A 19,297-nucleotide genomic window follows, 5' to 3' on the forward strand; every position below is an offset into this window, starting at 1 on the left:
GCGTTGGAACTGGTTTCGCTTGTGGGAACCGGGAATTTCACTGCAAAGACAGCTTTTGCGGCGATGTTGCGCGGCACGCGTTGCGGCGCGCGGCTGCGCCGTTTCCAAGAGCTTCATGTCGGCGGCGTGGCGCTGCCTTGGTTTCACCTTGGATCGAGCAGGCGGGCAAGGAACGCGCGTACGTCGTTCGGGGCGTCGAAATGGCCGTTCACGCCCATGGCACGGCGGCCGACCGAGAAGGCAAGCCCGTTCATGTCGGGCATGATCGCGAATACGGTTTCATCGGTGACGTCGTCGCCGATGAAGATCGGACGCCGTCCTTTGAAGGGCTCCCGCTTCATCAGTTCACGCACGCCGGTCGCCTTGGTGAATCCGGAATGCTTGATCTCGCAGACGAACTTGCCGGGCAGCACCTCGATCGGCGCATTGGGCAGGTCGGCGCGGATCACCGAGACGGATTCATAGATCGCTTTCTCCGCGTGCGGCGCGAGGCGGTAATGCAGAGCGAGCGAATAGCCCTTGTCCTCGAGCAGAATACCCGGGCTGAGCTTGGCGATGGCCGCCAGCCGCCGCTTCAGCTCCTTGTCCAGCGGCGGCGCGTGCACGGCATCGGCCTCATTGTCGACCGACAGTCGCATCTCGGCACCGTGGCCGGCGACGGCGCGAAACACGTCGGGCGCGAAGATCAGGTCGATGTCGTTGAGTGAGCGGCCGCTGACCAGCGCCAGCGCGCCGGAGGTGCGCTCGGTCAGATGCTTCAACGTTTCAGACAGTCCCGGCGGCACCCACACCTCACGCGGGGTCGGCATCAGGTCGAGCAGGGTGCCGTCGATGTCGAGCAGAATTGCGGTCTCACCGAGATGCGGCACGAGCGCATGCGGCACCGGCACCGTTTCGGGCGTGTCGTCGTCGAATATGGTGGGCTGCTGGTCCAACGCCATTTCTGCAAGTTCCGATTTCATCAGTCTACTCCATAAAGGCGAGCGGCCGTGCGATTTGTTCGAGCGATTTGCGCTCCGCCGAAACGGCATAGCGCCACGCCACGATCGCGGCCGCGATCATCAGGACTGCCCCCAGCAGATAGCCGGCGAACACGCTGGTGCGTGATCCCGTATCGATCAGCGCGCCGAACAGCGCCGGCCCGATCACGCCGCCGATACCGGTGCCGACGGCGTAGAACACCGCGATCGCCAGCGCACGAACTTCAAGCGGAAAGGTTTCGCTGACGGTGAGATAGGCCGCGCTCGCAGCCGGCGAGGCAAAGAAGAAGATCACCATCCAGGCGACGGTCTGCCCCTGCGCGGTGAGCACGCCGATGGAGAACAGATAGCCCGAGATCGCCAGCAGCAGGCCCGACATGCCATAGGTGAACATGATCATGGCGCGGCGGCCCAGCGTATCGAACAACCGGCCAAGCAGCAGCGGCCCGAGGAAATTGCCGGCAGCAAAGGGGAGCAGGTACCAGCCGACGTTTTCGGCACTGATGCCGTAGAAATCGGTCAGCACCAGCGCGAAGGTGAAGAAGATCGCGTTGTAGAAGAACGCCTGCGCGCTCATCAGAACGAGGCCGACCAGCGCGCGCTGCCGGTAAACCGAGAACAGCGTGTGGACGACCTCGCGGATCGGCGTGTGGTCGCGCATCCTCAGACGGATCTTCGTGAAGCGTCCGTCGCCCGCATCCTGGCCGTGTCCGACCACCGAGCGCTCGATCTCGTCGACGATGGCATGCGCTTGCTCGGGACGGCCGTGAATCATCAGCCAGCGCGGGCTTTCCGGAATCCACATCCGCATCAACAGCACGACGAGGCCGAGCGTCGCGCCGATCAGATAAGCGAGACGCCAGCCGAGATCGGGCGCGATCACAGCGGGATCGAGCAGCACGATGGCCGCGACCGCACCCATCGCGGCACCGATCCAGAAACTGCCGTTGATGACGAGATCGGTCCAGCCGCGATAGCGCGCCGGCACCAGCTCCTGGATGGTCGAGTTGATCGCGGTGTATTCGCCGCCGATGCCGGCACCGGTGAGAAAACGAAACAGCGCGTAGCTCGCCACATTCCATGACAGAGCAGTCGCCGCCGTCGCCGAGAGGTAGAGCGCCAGCGTGATGAAGAACAGCTTCTTGCGGCCGATGCGGTCGGTGAGCCAGCCGAAGCCGAGCGCGCCGAGCACGGCACCGGCGAGATAGGCGGAATTGGCGATGCCGAGATCGAGGTTGGAGAAATGCAGCGACGAACTCTGTTTCAGCGCGCCCGAGAGCGCACCGGCAAGCGTCACCTCAAGCCCGTCAAGGATCCAGGTGATGCCGAGCGCGAGCACGACGCGGGTGTGAAAGCCGCTCCAGGGCAGTGCGTCGAGGCGCGAGGGAATGCTGGTCTCGACGATGCGATCGGCGGCGGCCGCCGCGACTACAGGAGCATAGTTCGGCGCTGGGCTTTGCTGCAATGCCATCGGGTTGTTGTGTCTGATCAATGGAAGTGCCCCCGGCTCACGTGTTGTGGACGGGGTCGATCCGATCATCGGGGTGCGGCATTCCGCCTGCCACCAACGACAACGTCTGCGGCGAGGCCAGGTTCCCATGGGAACGGCCCTTCGTGCCGCTGGTTTCCGATGGGGCCGCAAGGAGTTGACGCATGGCTCATGTCAGAAAGACGACACAATCCCGCAAAACAGCCGCGCGCAGGAAGACGAGCGCAAAGCGCAGCACCGGGCGGAAGAGTTCGAAGCGTGCTGCGCCGAAGCGCTGGTCGCAGCACGTGACGAAGGAGAGCGACGCGCTCGACCTCAAGCGCGGTGTGTTCAAGCTGACCAGCGCGAAGCGTATCGCGACGTCGCTGAAACGATCGGCAGAGCACAGCTCACGCCGCAAGACTGGCGCCTATCGCTCGGCGCTGTCGATGCTGACCTTCTACATCAATCGCGCCGGCAAGACGCTGCCGCAAACCCAGCGCACCCGGCTCGAGCGCGCGAAGGTGGAGCTGAAGCGGGCGTTCGGGAAGGAGTGAGGGTGAGCGCAGCTGGCGTCCCTTGCTCCGCTGTCCTCCCGGACAAACGGAGCGCCGATCCGGGACGACAGTGGAGTATGACGCCGCAACGAGCCCTACGCCGCCCGGATATTCCCCATGAAGCGATCGAGCTCGGCGCGTAGGCGGGTGCTTTCGGATGACAGCGTCTTGGCCGAGTGCAGCACCTCCTCCGAGGCCGAGCCGGTCTCGGCGGCGCCGCGGTTGACCTCGCCGATATCGGTGGCCGCGGTCTGGGTGCCTTGCGCGACGGTCTGGACGCTGCGCGCGATCTCCTGGGTCGCCGCGCCCTGCTGCTCGACCGCGCTCGCGATCGAGGTCGAGATCGACGATATCTGGCCGATGGTCGCCCCGATCTCCTTGATCGCGGCTACCGATTCCGCCGTGGCGCCCTGCATGCCCGTGATGTGCGAGGAGATCTCGTCGGTGGCCTTCGCGGTCTGGCTCGCCAGCGACTTCACTTCGCTCGCAACCACCGCAAAGCCGCGGCCGGCTTCGCCGGCGCGCGCCGCCTCGATGGTGGCGTTGAGCGCCAGCAGATTGGTCTGCTCGGCAATCGCGGTGATCAGCTTGACCACTTCGCCGATCTGCTGGGCGGCATGCGAGAGCTTGCCGATGCGCCCGTCGGTCTCCCTGGCCTGAACCACGGCGGCCTCGGCGATGCGGCTGGAGTCCCGAACCTGGCGGCCGATCTCCTCGACCGAGGCGGAGAGCTCTTCTGTCGCGGTGGCGACCGACTGCATGTTGGAGGAGGCCTGCTCGGAGACGCCGGCGACCTGGCTCGACAGGCTCTGTGTGGTCTCGGCGGTGCGGGTCAGCGTGGAGGCCGCCGATTCCAGCTGCACGGCCGAGGCCGAGACGTTGGAGACGATGGCACCGACCGCGCTCTCGAAATCATCCGCAAAGCGGATCAGCTCGGCGCGCCGGCTTGCCGCCTGCTCCCGGTTCTGGACTTCGCTGGCGGCGGCATCGCGCTCGGCTTTTGCGACGGCCTGGACCTTGAACTCCTCGACCGCGCCGGCCATCTCGCCGATCTCGTCCTTGCGGCCAAGGCCCGGCAGCACCACGTCGAAATTACCCGAGGCCAGCTCGCGCATGGCCTTGCACATCGCGATCATCGGACGCGAGATGCCGTTGCCGAGCATCAGTGCGAGCACAGCGCCGATGGCGAGGCCGCCGAGCGCCAACATCACCATCAGCCGCTCGGTATCCACGATCGTCGCATTGGTGCTGGCTTCGATGCGCTGCTGATCGGCAGTCAGGTCCGACCGCAGCTCGCCCGAGAGCTTGAGGATGCCTGCCGCCGTCTTGGTCATATCGCCGTTCAGCTTGACGATGATCTTCACATTCTCCGACAGCTTGGTGAAGGAGGTGCGGTATTGCTTCAGGAGGTTGCCGATCTCGGTCACGCGGTCGGTGATCTTCTGGTCGTTCGCATAGATCGAGACCAGCAGGGTCTCCAGGAATTTGACCCGCGCGATCACGCCATCGGCGGTCTTCGGCTCCGGCTTGGCGACGAAGGCGCTGACCGAGGTGGAGACCGCCAGATATTGCGAGGTGATGTCCTTGGCCGTGGTCTGGACCGAGGCCAGCCCGGCCAGCGCGGCGGTATCCGCAAGGTCGTCGAACTTGAAGCGGATCTTGTTGCCGACGCTGTTGAGCTCATCGGCCGCGATCTTGTTGTTCTCGCGCGTCAGGGTGATGATTTCGCCGAACACCTTCGTAAAGAGCTGGAACTCGGCCTCGAGCTTGCCGACCTGCTCACGGCGGGCGGCACCGGTCGTGGCGGCCATCGACTTCGCGATCGCGCTCCTCAGATTCTCTTCAGCCGCCTTGGCCGCGGTCTCGTCATCGGCCGCGCCGGTCAGGGTATAGGCCCGCGCCAGCCCCTGATAGGCGATCAGCTCGCGATCGACCGTCCGGGCGAGGTCGGCTTCCGACACGCTGGTTCGGTAGGAGGCGACGGCGCCTTGGATCCGCTCGAAGCCGAAATAGGCGAAAGCCATACTGACGGCGAGGATGGCTAGCACTGCCACGAAGCCGAGGATGATTTTTGCACGAAAACGCAACGTTGGCAGCTTCGATTGGCGCGACTTCGACTTGACCGACATTCCCCCACCCCATTCCATTCGCGGAAAACCAGGCGCAGCCGGAAGCAGCCCGCTTCCAGACTCGCCGGCACGTTACGGGGCAAAGGATAAGCTGTGGTAAATTTGTGGCAGCGCAACTGACGGTTAGGTGACGCGGGGGATGTAGGAGGCGCTTTCCCGCGCCGTTACAAATCGGCCGCCACGCCAATCTGTCGTCTCGGATCGGCGCGCGCCCAAGGGCGCGCTAGTCCGGGACGACAGTGGAGTGTGACGCCGCAACAAGCCTTACGCCGCCCGGATATTCCCCATGAAGCGATCGAGCTCGGCGCGCAGGCGGGTGCTTTCGGATGACAGCGTCTTGGCCGAGTGCAGCACCTCCTCCGAGGCCGAACCGGTCTCGGCGGCGCCGCGGTTGACCTCGCCGATATCGGTGGCCGCGGTCTGGGTGCCTTGCGCGACGGTCTGGACGCTGCGCGCGATCTCCTGGGTCGCCGCGCCCTGCTGCTCGACCGCGCTCGCGATCGAGGTCGAGATCGACGATATCTGGCCGATGGTCGCCCCGATCTCCTTGATCGCGGCTACCGATTCCGCCGTGGCGCCCTGCATGCCCGTGATGTGCGAGGAGATCTCGTCGGTGGCCTTCGCGGTCTGGCTCGCCAGCGACTTCACTTCGCTCGCAACCACCGCAAAGCCGCGGCCGGCTTCGCCGGCGCGCGCCGCCTCGATGGTGGCGTTGAGCGCCAGCAGATTGGTCTGCTCGGCAATCGCGGTGATCAGCTTGACCACTTCGCCGATCTGCTGGGCGGCATGCGAGAGCTTGCCGATGCGCCCGTCGGTCTCCCTGGCCTGAACCACGGCGGCCTCGGCGATGCGGCTGGAGTCCCGAACCTGGCGGCCGATCTCCTCGACCGAGGCCGAGAGCTCTTCCGTCGCGGTCGCGACCGACTGCATGTTGGAGGAGGCCTGCTCGGAGACGCCGGCGACCTGGCTCGACAGGCTCTGCGTGGTCTCGGCGGTGCGGGTCAGCGTGGAGGCCGCCGATTCCAGCTGCACGGCGGAGGCCGAGACGTTGGAGACGATGGCGCCGACCGCGCTCTCGAAATCGTCGGCAAAGCGGATCAGCTCGGCGCGCCGGCTTGCGGCCTGCTCCCGGTTCTGGACTTCGCTGGCGGCGGCATCGCGTTCGGCCTTTGCAACGGCTTGAACCTTGAACTCCTCGACCGCACCGGCCATCTCGCCGATCTCGTCCTTGCGGCCAAGGCCCGGCAGCACGACGTCGAAATTGCCCGAGGCCAGCTCGCGCATCGCCTTGCACATCGCGATCATCGGACGCGAGATGCCGGTGCCGAGCAGGAAGGCGAGGACCGCACCAAGCAGCGTACCGCCAATGGCGAGGATCAGAACCAGGTGCTCGGTCTGCCCGATGGTCGCTTCCGACTCCGATTCCAGCCGTTGCTGTTCGGCGACAAGGTCCGCCTTCATGGCGGTGGCGCCCTGAAAGATCGCGCCGGCCGAGCCGCTCATCTCGGTGACGAGGTCGTCGACCAGCTTGGCTTGCGCAATCAGTTTCTCCAGCGCTTCGCGATAGGCGGTAAGAAACGCTTTGGCCTCCTTCAGGCCGGCGACGATCTTGTCGTCCATGGAATAAATCGCGCCGAGCGAGTTCTCGACGAACTTCAGTCGCGCCATCGCACTTGCTCCAACGGCTTGGTCGGAGTTGAGGATGAAATTGCTCGCGGCCGCACTGGCGGTCTGGAATTGGGCGTTGACCTGCTTGGTGCCGAATTCGATCGCCTGCGCCTCGGAGTCGGAGGCGTTATTCCCGACGTCGTCCAGCTTGTATTTCAGGAGGTTGGCGTTGCGCTGAAGCTGATTCTGGACCAGAAGCGTGCTGTCGCGCTTGGCCTGCAGAATCTTGGCGAAGGTCGCCGAGAAGTTGGAAAATTCCTTGGCGAGCTTGTTGAGGCTCTCCAGCCGCGCCGGCTGCTTGGCATTCTTGATCGCCTGATCGATGGCATTCTTCAGGCTGGCCTCGGCGTCCAGCGCCGCCTTGGCGTCGTCGTCCTTCCCGGTCACCACGAAGTAACGGGCAGCCGAGCGATAGCCGAGCAGTTCGCGATCGATATTGCGGGCAAGATCAGCCTCCGAGACGCTGCTCCGGTAGGATCCGACGCCTTCCGAAACGCGCTCGAAGCCGAAATAGGAGAAGGCCATGCTGCCGGCGGAGATCGCCAGCACGACGGCAAAGCCGAGGATGATCTTGGCGCGGAACTTGAGAGTGGGAAATATTGTGCGCTTTGACGGCGACGCGATACGCCCTGACATTCCCACCCCCATCATTTATTCCAAACAGCCGCGATCCGAAGGCGCCCGCCTCCCCGACCGGATGCGTAAAACTAAGGCAGAAACGTCAAGGGGCGGTAAATTCGTCCTATCTACGCGCGCTCCGGCTTCCTCGGCTAAGGCCTACCGAATGGGGGCGCCGGCTGGCATCCCACGCAACCTGTGCACCTTAATAATGAGAATATGCTGGGGATCGCCCTCGCCCCCGCCTCAGCCGCCGGGCCGCGGACGCCGACTCGCGGTCGCAAAGCCATTGTGTCCCCGGCAGGATCAATGACTTTTCCATGACGCGGGCGACCAAAATCCTAGTTGCAAAGTTCCGGGTCGCTGTCTCTAATTAGAAGCAATCAAAATCAATCCCGGGAGGACTACACCGTGTCTACAGTCAAACTGACAGTGAACGGCAAGGCCGTTGCTGTCGACGTCGAGGACCGCACGCTGCTGGTCCAGCTCCTGCGCGATCACCTCAATCTCACGGGAACCCATGTCGGCTGCGACACCAGCCAGTGCGGTGCCTGTGTCGTGCACATGGACGGCAGGGCGGTGAAATCCTGCACCATGCTGGCGGGCCAGGCCGACGGCGCCAGCATCACCACCATCGAGGGCATCGCCAAGGGCGACGAGCTGCACCCGATGCAGGCCGCTTTCCGCGACAATCATGGCCTTCAATGCGGCTATTGCACGCCGGGCATGATCATGTCGGCGATCGACATCGTGCAGCGCCATGGCGGCCAGCTCGACGAGGCCACCGTCCGCAGCGAGCTGGAAGGCAATATCTGCCGCTGCACCGGCTACCATAACATCGTCAAAGCCGTGCTGGACGCAGCCGGACGCATGAAGGTCTCGCAGGCGGCCGAGTAAAGCGGCGCGCCTCGATAGAACAAATCACCGCTGCCGCTCTCGAAGGAAGGCGCAGCCATAGAATTTCCGGTCGGGAGGACCAGTCATGGGTGTTGAAGGCATCGGCGCGCGGGTCGTGCGCAAGGAAGACAAGCGTTTCATTACCGGCAAGGGCCGCTACGTCGACGACATCAAATTGCTGGGCATGACCCATGCCCATTTCGTCCGCAGCCCGCACGCCCACGCCAAGGTGAAGGGGATCGATTCCTCTGCCGCGCTGAAGATGCCGGGCGTGGTCGCTGTGCTCACGGGCCAACAGATCGTCGACGACAAGGTCGGCAACCTCATTTGCGGCTGGGCCATCACGTCCAAGGACGGCAGCCCGATGAAGATGGGCGCATGGCCGGCAATGGCGCCGGAGACGGTGCGCTTCGTCGGTCAGGCCGTCGCGGTCGTGATCGCCGACAGCAAGAATCTGGCGCGCGATGCGGCGGAAGCGGTCGTTGTCGATTACGAAGAACTTCCGGCGGTCGCCGACATGCAGGCCGCGATCAAATCAGGCGCGCCGCAGCTTCATCCCGAGGCCTCCGGCAACCAGGTTTATGACTGGGTGATCGGCGACGAGGGCGCCACCGATGCCGCCTTCGCCAAGGCCGCCAACGTCGTCAAGCTCGACGTCACCAACAACCGCCTCGCCCCCAACGCGATGGAGCCGCGTGCGGCGATCGCCGATTACGACGCGGCGGAAGAGCATTTCACGCTCTATACGACCTCGCAGAACCCGCACGTCGCCCGCCTCGTGCTGTCGGCGTTCTACAACATCGCGCCCGAGCACAAGCTGCGGGTGATCGCGCCCGACGTCGGTGGCGGCTTCGGCTCCAAGATCTTCATCTATCCCGAAGAGATGGTGGCGCTGTGGGCCTCCAAGAAGATCGGCCGTCCCGTGAAATGGACTGGCGACCGCACCGAGGCCTTCCTCACCGACGCGCATGGCCGCGACCATGTGACCCATGCCGAATTGGCATTTGACGCCAACAACAAGATCACCGGCCTCAAGGTAAAGACCTACGCCAATTTTGGCGCCTACATGTCGCTGTTCTCGTCCTCGGTGCCGACCTATCTCTATGCGACGCTGCTGTCGGGCCAGTACAACATCCCGGCGATCCATGCCGAGGTGATCGGGGTCTACACCAACACCACGCCGGTCGACGCCTATCGCGGCGCGGGCCGCCCCGAGGCGAGCTATCTGATCGAACGGTTGATGGAAACAGCGGCGCGGCAGCTCAAGGTCGATCCGGCCCAGCTGCGCCGGACCAACTTCATCACCCAGTTCCCGCACCAAACGCCCGTCATCATGGCTTACGACACCGGCGACTTCAACGCCTCGCTCGATGCCGCAATGAAGGCGATCGACTATGCCGGCTTCCCCGCCCGCAAGGCCAAGGCGAAATCCGACGGCAAGCTGCGCGGCATCGGCGTGTCCTGCTACATCGAGGCCTGCGGCATCGCGCCGTCGAAGGCGGTCGGCAGCCTGGGCGCCGGCGTCGGCTTATGGGAATCGGCCGAGGTGCGCGTCAATCCGGTCGGCACCATCGAGATCCTCACGGGGTCGCACAGCCACGGCCAGGGTCATGAGACCACGTTCTGCCAGCTCGTCGCGGAGCGCCTCGGCGTTCCCATCAGCCAGGTTTCGATCGTCCATGGCGACACCGACAAGGTGCAGTTCGGCATGGGCACTTACGGCTCGCGCTCGGCGGCCGTCGGCCTCACCGCGATCCTGAAGGCGATGGAGAAGATGGAGTCCAAGGCCAAGAAGATTGCGGCGCATGCGCTGGAAGCTTCCGAGGCCGACATCGTCATCGAGAACGGCGAGTTCAAGGTCACCGGCACCGACAAGGCGATTGCCCTGCCGATGGTCGCGCTCGCGGCCTATACCGCGCACAATCTGCCTGACGGGATGGAGCCGGGTCTGAAGGAAAGCGCCTTCTACGATCCGACCAACTTCACCTTCCCGGCCGGCACCTATATCTGCGAGCTCGAGGTCGATCCCGGCACCGGCAAGACCTCCTTCGTCAACTTCGTCGCGGCCGACGATTTCGGCCGGCTGATCAACCCGATGATCGTCGAGGGCCAGGTCCATGGCGGCCTTGTTCAAGGCATCGGGCAGGCGCTGCTCGAGCATGCGATCTACGATGCCAGCGGCCAGCCGGTCACGGCCTCGTTCATGGACTACGCCATGCCGCGCGCCGACGATGTGCCCTCCTTCAACCTCTCCCACACCACGACGCTGTGCCCGGGCAATCCGCTCGGCATCAAGGGCTGCGGTGAGGCCGGCGCGATCGGCGCCTCTGCCGCCGTGATCAACGCGATCACGGATGCGATCGGCAAGAACAATCTGGAAATGCCCGCAACCCCTGACCGGGTGTGGCGCACGATCCATGCGGCCTAAGAGGGAGCAACGAAGATGTACCAGACCAAATATCATCGCGCTTCCTCGGTCGACGAGGCCGTCAGCCTGTTCGCCAAGGGCAGCGAGGCGAAGTTTCTGGCCGGCGGCCAGACGCTGCTGCCAGTCATGAAGCAGCGCCTCGCCAGCCCGTCGGATGTCATCGACCTCGGCAAGATCAAGGAGCTGCAGGGCGTCGAATTGTCGGGCGATACGCTGACCATCAAGGCAGCCACGACCTATTACGACATCATGACGAATGCCGATGTGAAGAAGGCGATTCCCGCAATCGCCCATCTCACCTCGGTGCTAGGCGACCCTGCCGTGCGCTATCGTGGCACGATCGGCGGCTCGATTGCCAACAACGATCCCGCGGCGGACTTCCCCGCCGCGCTGCTCGCGCTCGGCGCAACCGTCAAAACCAACAAGCGGTCGATTGCGGCGCAGGACTTCTTCCAGGGCCTGTTCTCGACGGCGCTCGAAGACGGCGAGATCATCACCGCCGTATCATTCCCGGTGCCGGCGAAGGCAGGCTATGAGAAGATGCGGCACCCGGCCTCACGTTTCGCCCTGACCGGCGTGTTCGTGGCGCAGACCAAATCGGGTGAGGTTCGGGTGGCCGCGACCGGTGCCTCGCAGAGCGGCGTGATGCGGGTGCCCGCGATCGAAGCCGCGTTGAAGGCGAACTGGTCGCCATCGGCGATCGACAGCGTCAGCATTTCGGCGAACGGATTGCTGGCCGACATCCATGGCACGGCGGAATACCGCGCCAACCTCGTCAAGGTGATGGCACAACGCGCGGTCGCTGCCGCGAGCTGAGCATGATCCGGAAAAGTGTGAAGCGGTTTTCCGACCAGACCATGCTCAAAATGAATAAAGACGCGACTTAGCGTCTCGACACAAATTTTCCGCGGCGCGCACTTCGGTGCGCGCCGTTTTATTTTGGCCATGCGGCATGAAAACCGCTTGCCTCGCTGGCGCGAAGGCGAGAAAAGTTAATCAGCCAATTAACTCGCCCCAAAGAGCAATGTCAGAGGTGATTGCCGCGCCACCGGCATCCGCCCGCGACCCGAGGAAACAACAACCGTGCTCGACAAACCAGCCCAAGAAAAATCAGACGGCTCCTCCGTCCGCACCTCCGGCCCGCTGTCGGGCTTCCGCATCGTCGAATTCGCCGGCATCGGCCCCGGCCCGTTCGCCTGCATGATGCTGGCCGACATGGGCGCCGATGTCGTCACGCTCGACCGTATCGGCGCGAAGAAGAGCATGAAGTCGGTCGCAGGGCGCGGCCGCAAGGTGATCGAGCTCGATCTCAAGGACAAGGCCGCGATTGCGCAAGTGCTCGACCTGCTCGCCAGCGCCGATGCGCTGGTCGAGGGTTTTCGTCCCGGCGTGATGGAGCGGCTCGGCCTCGGGCCTGACGTTGTGCTCGCGCGCAACCCCAGGCTGGTCTACGGTCGCATGACCGGTTGGGGCCAGGAAGGCCCGCTGGCGAACGCCGCAGGTCACGACATCAATTACATCTCCATCACCGGCGCGCTTGCCGCCATCGGGACGAAGGACGCACCGGTGCCGCCGCTCAATCTCGTTGGTGATTTCGGCGGCGGCGCGCTCTATCTCGTCGTCGGCGTGCTCGCCGCGCTGCTGGAAGCTTCAAAGTCCGGCAAGGGCCAGGTCGTCGACGCCGCGATGTGCGACGGCGCGGCATCGCTGATGTCGTTCTTCTTCGACATGACCACGATGGGACGCTGGACCGAGGGGCGCAACCAGAACTTCCTCGACGGCGGCGCGCATTTCTACGGCGTCTATGAATGTGCCTGCGGACACTTCGTCTCGATCGGCTCGATCGAGCCGCAGTTCTACGCGCTGCTCCGCGAGCATGCGGGCCTGACCGACACCGATTTCGACGCGCAGATGAACCCCAAGGCCTGGCCGGCGCTGAAAGAGAAGCTGAAGGCCGTATTCAAGAGCAAGACGCGCGAGGACTGGTGCAAGATCATGGAAGGCACCGACATCTGCTTCGCGCCGGTGCTGACCATGTCGGAGGCCACGCAGCATCCGCACATGGTCGCCCGCAACGTGTTCGTCGAACGCCACGGCGTGAAACAGCCCGCCCCCGCGCCGCGCTTCTCGCGCACGCCGTCAGCGGTGCGCGAGCCGGAAGGTGCGGAGATCGGGGCGGTGATGGCCGCTTGGAAGGCAGGGAAGTAATCCCACGCGCTAATCCGTAGGGTGGGCAAAGGCGCTCTTGCGCCGTGCCCACGTTCTCCCCGCAATTTGATAAAGGTGGTGGGCACGCTGACGCTTTGCCCACCCTACGGCAGCGTGCGTGAAGGCTGCGCCTTACGCCGCATCCACCTTCAACACCCCGCGGCGGATCTGATCTTCCTCGATCGACTCGAACAGGGCCTTGAAATTGCCCTCGCCGAACCCGTCGTCGCCCTTGCGCTCGATGAACTCGAAGAAGATCGGACCGATGGCGTTGGCCGAGAAGATCTGGAGCAGCACCTTGGTCTGGCCGCCCTCGACCACGCCTTCGCCGTCGATCAGGATGCCGTTCTTCCGGAGGCGCGCGAGATCCTCGCCGTGCTCAGGCAGCCGGGTATCGACCTTCTCGAAATAGGTGTCGGGCGGTGGCGGCATGAACGGCAGGCCGGCGTCACGCAGGTCTTCGATGGTGCGGTAGATGTCGCGGCAGCCGCAGGCGATGTGCTGGATACCCTCGCCGCGATAGGTCTTCAGATATTCCTCGATCTGGCCGGAATCGCCGGCGTCCTCGTTGATGGGAATCCGGATCTTGCCGTCGGGGCTCGTCAGCGCGCGCGAGAACAGGCCGGAGGCGCGGCCCTCGATGTCGAAGAAGCGGATCTGGCGGAAGTTGAACAGCTTCTCGTAGAAGCCGGCCCAGACATCCATGCGGCCGCGGTGGACGTTGTGGGTGAGATGGTCAAGATAGAACAGGCCGGCGCCGACCGGCCGCGGATCGCGCGCACCGAGCCATTCGAACTCTGCGTCATAGGCCGAACCCTTGGCGCCGTAGCGATCGACCAGATAGAGCAGGCTGCCGCCGATGCCCTTGATCGCGGGCACGTCGAGCGTCTTCTGTGCAGAGGATACGTCCGCAGGCTCCGCACCGAGCGAGATCGCCCGGTCATAGGCCGCCTTCGCATCGACGACGCGGAACGCCATCGAGGGGGCGCAGGGTCCATGCGCGGCGACGAACTCATAACCGTGGGTGCCGGGCTCCTCGTTGACGAGATAGTTGATGTCGCCCTGGCGATAGACCGTGATCTTCCTGGTCTTGTGGCGCGCGACAGGCGCATAGCCCATCAGCTTGAACAGCGCATGCAGCTCTTCCGGATTGGGATGCGCATATTCGACGAACTCGAACCCGTCGGTGCCCATCGGATTGTCGGCGCTAATAATGGCCGGCGGTGCATCGTGCGGAAACGGTCCCATGGTGTTCTCCCGAATGATTGCTGGGAGGAATTATCCTTCATGCGGCCCGCAAAGTGCGTGCAAATGGGGTACGATTTCGGCATAATGTGCACGATCCGTGCATGAAATGGACAAAACGCGCATGATTTCGGTTGACACCTTCGACCTCAAGATCCTCAGCGCGCTCCAGGACGATGGCCGCCTCACCAACCAGGAGCTCGCCGATCTTGCGGGACTTTCCGCCTCGCAATGCTCGCGCCGGCGCATGCGGCTGGAGGAGGAGAAGGTGATCGCGGGCTATCACGCCGATCTCTCCAGCGAGGCACTCGGCTTCGGCGTGATCGCCTTCATCCAGGTCGGACTTGCGACTCACTCGCCCGATAATTCGAAGCGGTTTCGCGCGCTGGTGAACCGTATCGACGAAATCCAGGAAGCCTATTCGCTCACTGGCGACGCCGACTACGTGCTGAAGGCGGTGCTGCGCGATCTCAAGGGTCTCTCCAACCTCGTCAACGACGTGCTGATGCCGCACCAGAGCGTCGCGCATGTGCGCTCCTCGATCGTGCTGGATAGGCTGAAAGAGAGTTCGCGGCTGCCGCTCAAGGAGATCAAGGCCGGCTGAAATCGAGGGAAATGCGGCATTCGCGCGGCCCATGCGATCTGCGATGATCAGAACCAATCCGGAGATTCTGCCATGGCCCTCCAGCTTCGACCGAACTGCGAATATTGCGACTGCGACCTGCCGCCTGATGCAACGGATGCACGGATCTGTTCGTATGAATGCACGTTCTGTGCAGACTGCGTCGATACGAAGCTGTTCAACGTCTGCCCGAACTGCGGCGGCGGGTTTGCGCCGCGCCCGATCAGGCCAACGCAGGAATGGCGGCCGGGCGTCTGCACGACCAAGCAGGTGCCCTCGGACAAGCGGGTGCATTTGAAGTACAGCGTGGAAGACGTCGCGGCGCATTGCGCGCGGATCAAGGATGTGCCGCCAGACAAACGATAGGTCGCGTAGGGTGGGCAAAGCGAAGCGTGCCCACCATGTCCATAGCGTGGGCACGGCGCTACGCGCGCCTTTGCCCACCCTACGAGACCGAGTGAATGGCTCACTCCGTCGCCAGAATCGTTCCCTCGACCTCACCAAACCCAACGCGGTAGCCGTTGCCCTGGCACCAGCCGCGCATGACGAGGCTGTCACCGTCCTCCAGGAACGACCGTTTCGCCCCGCCGGGGAGTTCGACCGGCTCGGTGCCGTTCCAGCTGATCTCCAGCAAGCTTCCGCGCTGGTTCTTCTCCGGGCCGGAGATGGTGCCGCTGCCTAGGAGATCGCCGACATTCATGGCGCAGCCGCTGGAGGCGTGGTGCATCAGCTGCTGCACCGAGGACCAGTACATGTACTTGAAATTGGTGCGGCTGATACTGGCGGGCGCATTGGCGCCGGCGGCGCGCAGGGAGACGTCGAGCGCGATATCGTAGTTCTGCGGCTGCGCCTGCTTGAGATAGTCGAGTGGCACCGGCTGCTGCTCCGGCCCCTTCAGGCGGAACGGCTCCAGCGCCTCGCGCGTCACCACCCACGGGCTGATCGATGTCGCGAAGGCTTTTGCGAGGAACGGGCCTAGCGGCACATATTCCCATTGCTGGATGTCGCGCGCGCTCCAGTCGTTGAGCAGCACGAAGCCGAAGATCATCTCCTCGGCTTGTTGCTCCCCAAGCATACCGCCCATGGCTGAGGGCTGGCCAATCACCACGCCCATCTCCAGCTCGAAATCGAGCCGCTTGCAGGGCCCGAAGCTCGGCAGCTCGACATTCGGCGGCTTCAATTGTCCCCGCGGGCGCTTCACCTGGGTGCCGGAGACCACAACCGTGGAGGCGCGTCCGTTATAGGCGATCGGCATATGCAGCCAGTTCGGCTGCAGCGCGTTGTCTTTGCCCCGGAACATCACGCCGACATTGGTGGCGTGTTCTTTCGACGAATAGAAGTCGGTGTAGCCGGAGACCGCGAACGGCAGATGCAGCTTCGCATCGCGCATCGGTACGAGAGCCTGTTTGCGCAGCTCCTCGTTGTCGCGCAGCTCCGGATGATCGTGGCGCAGAAGCTCGCTGATCCGCGCCCGCGTCTTTGCCCAGACCTTTGACCCCAGCGCCATGAAGGGATTGAGCGAGGGTCCGGAGAACACACCGAGCGGGCCGACATCGAGCCGGGAATCCTGCTCGAGCTCCCAGAGATCGAGCACGTAGTTGCCGATCGCCACGCCGACTCGCGGCGTCGGATTGGCCGCGGTCGAGAACACGCCGTAAGGCAAATTCTGGATCGGGAAGTCGGAAGAAGGATCGACATCGATGAAGGAACGGAGGCTGGGGTCGTTGGGGTGGGCTGTCACGTTCGGCTCGATTCTTTCTTCCTTCTCCCCTTGTGGGAGAAGGTGGCGCGAAGCGCCGGATGAGGGGTTCTATCCGCGTGTCCGAAAGTGAGAGGTTTACTCGTGGAGACAGACCCCCCACTCGTCTCGCCGCTTCGCGGCGAGCCACCCTCTCCCACAAGGGGAGAGGGGAAGAAAGCTACGGCTTGTTCGGATCGAACCGCTTTTCCAGGCCCTTCCAGCAGTCCGCGTAATCGTCCTGCAACGTGGGGGCGTTCGCCGCGTGCGCTGTCACACGTTGCGGATAGCGGGTCTCGAACATGAAGGCCATCGTACCCGTCAGCTTCACCGGCTTCAATTCGCCATTGCTGGCGTGCTCGAAGGCGTCGCGGTCCGGGCCGTGCGGCAGCATGCAATTGTGCAAGCTCATGCCGCCGGGGACGAAGCCTTGCGGCTTGGCGTCGTAGACGCCGTAGATGAGGCCCATGAACTCGCTCATGATGTTCATGTGATACCAGGGCGGACGGAAGGTGTTGTCGGCCACCATCCAGCGCTCGGGGAAGATCACGAAGTCGATATTCGCGGTGCCCGCCGTCTCCGACGGTGAGGTCAGCACCGTGAAGATCGAGGGATCGGGATGGTCGAAGCCGATCGCACCGACGGGCGAGAAGGTACGCAGATCGTATTTGTAGGGCGCGTAATTGCCGTGCCAGGCGACGACGTCGATCGGCGAATGCGGCAATTTGGTCTTGAACAGCGAGCCGCCCCATTTCACGAACAGCTCGGTCGGCGTGTCCTTGTCCTCGTAATGGGCAACCGGCGTGAGGAAGTCGCGCGCATTGGCGAGGCAATTGGCGCCGATCGGCCCGCGCTCCGGCAACGTGAACGCGCCGCCGTAGTTCTCGCAGAGATAGCCGCGTGCCGGCCCGTTCGGGATCTCGACGCGGAACTTGACGCCGCGCGGGATCACCACGATCTCGCCCGGCTCCGCGTCGATGCGGCCGAACTCGGTGACGAGGCGAAGATTGCCCTGCTGCAGCACGAACATCAACTCGCCATCGGCATTGTAGAAATGCTGGTCCACCATCGACTTGGTGATGAGATAGACGTGCGCGGCCATGCCGGCCTGCGTATTCACATCCCCCGCCGTCGTCATGGTCTGCACGCCCTGAACGAAGGTCACCTCCTCCTTCGGAACCGGCGTCGGGTCCCAGCGCATCTGCGCGATCGGCAAATCGTATTCGTGGCACGGCGCCGAACGCCACAGGCCGGCATCGACCTTCTCGAAACGCCCGGAGTGCTTCACCGAGGGCCGGATACGATAGAGCCAGGAGCGTTCATTGGTGCCGCGGGGCGCGGTGAAGGGCGAGCCGGACAGTTGCTCGGCGTAGAGTCCATAGGCGCAGCGCTGCGGCGAGTTGCGCCCGATCGGCAACGCGCCCGGCAGCGCCTCGGTCTCAAAGCTGTTGCCGAAGCCGGACATATAGCCCGGCGTCACCTGAGCCGAGCTTCGGATGATCTGATCAGGCGAGGTGTTGATGTTCATGACTATCCTCCTCCTTGCAGCGCTGCCCACATTTCCTGGTCGCGCTTGTCGGTCCAGATCACGGGGTCGTCGATCCCCGACGCTTCGTCGAAGGCGCGCGACACGTTGAACGGCAGGCAGTGTTCATAGATGGCGAAGCTGTGGAATTTCGGATCCATCACCTCGCGCGTTGCCGCCATCGATTCCTTCAGCGTACGCCCCTTCGCGATCGAGATCTCGGCTGCGCCATAGAGCGAGGTGACGAAGTCGCGCGTCATCGCGATGGCTTCGCGCACCGTCGCTGTGCCCTTCAGCGCATCGCCGCGGCCCGGCGCGATCGCCTTGGGATTGAAGTTGCGGATCTCGTTCAGCGTCAGCGGCCATTCGCGCAAATGCGCATCGCCGCAATAGCAGGCCGAGTGATATTCGATGAGGTCGCCGGAGAACATCACCTCGGCATCGGGCACCCAGGCGACGATGTCGCCGGAGGTGTGGCCGGCCCCGAGCTGCATCAGTCGCACCTCGCGCTTGCCAAGGTAGATCGACATCTCACCTTCGAAGGTCAGCGTCGGCCAAGTCAGGCCGGGGATGCTTTGCGCATCCTGGAACAGCCGCGGGAAGCGGCCATATTCGGAATCCCAATCCTGCTTGCCGCGCTCCTCGATCAGCCGATACGTCTCCTGCGAGGCGACGATGCCTTGCGCGTTGTAGGCGGAGGCGCCGAGCACACGCACCGCATGATAGTGCGATAGCACGACATATTTGATCGGCTTGTCGGTGACCGCGCGCACGCGCTCGATCACCTTGTTCGCCATCGCGGGTGTTGCCTGCGCGTCGAACACCAGGCAGCCGTCGTCGCCGACGATCACGGCGGTGTTCGGATCGCCCTCGGCGGTGAAGGCGTAGAGATCAGTGCCGATCTCGGAGAAGGTGATTGTCTTCTCGGAGAGGTCGCCGGTGGATGCGAAGTTCTTCGCCATCAATTCGTCCTTCAGGTCATAGGGTCATTGTTGTTGCTGTTGCTGCTGGCCGTCGATCATGCGGCGCTTGGCGAGCGTGATCGCCTCGCGCAGCACATCGATGTCGCCGATATGGTTGGCGAGGATCAGCACCAGCGCCGCGTCTAAATCGGCGCTCTGCTCCTCCGTGAGACCACGATGCGCCTCGGCGATGGCACGGAAGGCATCGTCGGGTCGCGCGAAGTTGGAGCTGGTGGACAGTGGCATGAAAAA

At 64.0% G+C, this 19,297-nt stretch carries 16 protein-coding genes; 7 read left to right on the forward strand and 9 right to left on the reverse strand.

The window, feature by feature from the left end:
* Positions 1-143: 143 nt before the first annotated feature.
* Positions 144-962 (reverse strand): trehalose-phosphatase, encoded by an 819-nt coding sequence (gene otsB, locus IVA81_RS37545; protein WP_247327588.1) that lies wholly within the window; start codon positions 960-962, stop codon positions 144-146.
* A 4-nt stretch (positions 963-966) separates the two neighbouring features.
* On the reverse strand, positions 967-2,451 hold the full coding sequence (locus IVA81_RS37550; RefSeq protein WP_247327734.1) for an MFS transporter: 1,485 nt from the start codon (positions 2,449-2,451) through the stop codon (positions 967-969).
* Between the two features lie 182 nt (positions 2,452-2,633).
* Between IVA81_RS37550 and IVA81_RS37555 the strand changes: the two genes are divergently transcribed.
* Positions 2,634-3,005 (forward strand): DUF3175 domain-containing protein, encoded by a 372-nt coding sequence (locus tag IVA81_RS37555; RefSeq protein WP_247327590.1) that lies wholly within the window; start codon positions 2,634-2,636, stop codon positions 3,003-3,005.
* Positions 3,006-3,100: 95 nt separating this feature from the next.
* Here IVA81_RS37555 and IVA81_RS37560 read toward each other — a convergent pair whose 3' ends face one another.
* Together IVA81_RS37560 and IVA81_RS37565 are read right to left on the reverse strand one after the other, a co-directional pair.
* Positions 3,101-5,134: a HAMP domain-containing methyl-accepting chemotaxis protein gene (locus IVA81_RS37560; protein WP_247327592.1), complete on the reverse strand. Its 2,034-nt coding sequence runs from the start codon at positions 5,132-5,134 to the stop codon at positions 3,101-3,103.
* Between the two features lie 264 nt (positions 5,135-5,398).
* Positions 5,399-7,438 carry a HAMP domain-containing methyl-accepting chemotaxis protein gene (locus tag IVA81_RS37565; RefSeq protein WP_247327593.1) on the reverse strand — a complete coding sequence of 680 codons (2,040 nt, stop codon included), beginning with the start codon at positions 7,436-7,438 and terminating at the stop codon, positions 5,399-5,401.
* A 393-nt stretch (positions 7,439-7,831) separates the two neighbouring features.
* Between IVA81_RS37565 and IVA81_RS37570 the strand changes: the two genes are divergently transcribed.
* The 4 genes from IVA81_RS37570 (at position 7,832) to IVA81_RS37585 (ending at position 12,953) form a co-directional block, all read left to right on the forward strand.
* A complete protein-coding gene (locus IVA81_RS37570; RefSeq protein ID WP_212069060.1) occupies positions 7,832-8,317 on the forward strand; it encodes a (2Fe-2S)-binding protein in 486 nt (161 codons plus the stop codon).
* 85 nt (positions 8,318-8,402) lie between these two features.
* On the forward strand, positions 8,403-10,745 hold the full coding sequence (locus IVA81_RS37575) for a xanthine dehydrogenase family protein molybdopterin-binding subunit (protein ID WP_247327594.1): 2,343 nt from the start codon (positions 8,403-8,405) through the stop codon (positions 10,743-10,745).
* Positions 10,746-10,760: 15 nt separating this feature from the next.
* The gene (locus IVA81_RS37580; protein ID WP_247327595.1) at positions 10,761-11,561 is read left to right on the forward strand and encodes a xanthine dehydrogenase family protein subunit M; all 801 of its coding nucleotides are present in this window, start codon (positions 10,761-10,763) and stop codon (positions 11,559-11,561) included.
* A gap of 267 nt (positions 11,562-11,828) precedes the next feature.
* Complete coding sequence (locus IVA81_RS37585) at positions 11,829-12,953, forward strand: CaiB/BaiF CoA-transferase family protein (protein ID WP_247327596.1); 1,125 nt, start codon at positions 11,829-11,831, stop codon at positions 12,951-12,953.
* 132 nt (positions 12,954-13,085) lie between these two features.
* On the opposite strand, the gene hppD is transcribed toward IVA81_RS37585, so the two are convergent.
* Complete coding sequence (hppD, locus tag IVA81_RS37590; RefSeq protein ID WP_247327597.1) at positions 13,086-14,201, reverse strand: 4-hydroxyphenylpyruvate dioxygenase; 1,116 nt, start codon at positions 14,199-14,201, stop codon at positions 13,086-13,088.
* A gap of 121 nt (positions 14,202-14,322) precedes the next feature.
* Between hppD and IVA81_RS37595 the strand changes: the two genes are divergently transcribed.
* Positions 14,323-14,802 carry an Lrp/AsnC family transcriptional regulator gene (locus tag IVA81_RS37595; protein ID WP_247327599.1) on the forward strand — a complete coding sequence of 160 codons (480 nt, stop codon included), beginning with the start codon at positions 14,323-14,325 and terminating at the stop codon, positions 14,800-14,802.
* A 72-nt stretch (positions 14,803-14,874) separates the two neighbouring features.
* Positions 14,875-15,186, forward strand: coding sequence for a DUF1272 domain-containing protein (locus IVA81_RS37600; protein ID WP_247327601.1), 312 nt, complete (start codon positions 14,875-14,877; stop codon positions 15,184-15,186).
* Positions 15,187-15,286: 100 nt separating this feature from the next.
* Here IVA81_RS37600 and fahA read toward each other — a convergent pair whose 3' ends face one another.
* The 4 genes from fahA to IVA81_RS37620 all read right to left on the reverse strand — a co-directional run bounded on the left by fahA (position 15,287) and on the right by IVA81_RS37620 (position 19,291).
* Positions 15,287-16,561, reverse strand: coding sequence for a fumarylacetoacetase (gene fahA / locus IVA81_RS37605; protein ID WP_247327602.1), 1,275 nt, complete (start codon positions 16,559-16,561; stop codon positions 15,287-15,289).
* 178 nt (positions 16,562-16,739) lie between these two features.
* Positions 16,740-18,086: a homogentisate 1,2-dioxygenase gene (gene hmgA, locus IVA81_RS37610; RefSeq protein WP_247327605.1), complete on the reverse strand. Its 1,347-nt coding sequence runs from the start codon at positions 18,084-18,086 to the stop codon at positions 16,740-16,742.
* 2 nt (positions 18,087-18,088) lie between these two features.
* The gene (locus IVA81_RS37615; protein WP_247327607.1) at positions 18,089-19,045 is read right to left on the reverse strand and encodes an MBL fold metallo-hydrolase; all 957 of its coding nucleotides are present in this window, start codon (positions 19,043-19,045) and stop codon (positions 18,089-18,091) included.
* A 24-nt stretch (positions 19,046-19,069) separates the two neighbouring features.
* Entirely contained in the window at positions 19,070-19,291 is a 222-nt protein-coding gene (locus IVA81_RS37620; protein WP_247327609.1) for a DUF2783 domain-containing protein, read from the reverse strand.
* Positions 19,292-19,297: the final 6 nt, after the last annotated feature.

This window comes from Bradyrhizobium sp. 141, from assembly GCF_023074055.1.
GTDB lineage: Bacteria > Pseudomonadota > Alphaproteobacteria > Rhizobiales > Xanthobacteraceae > Bradyrhizobium.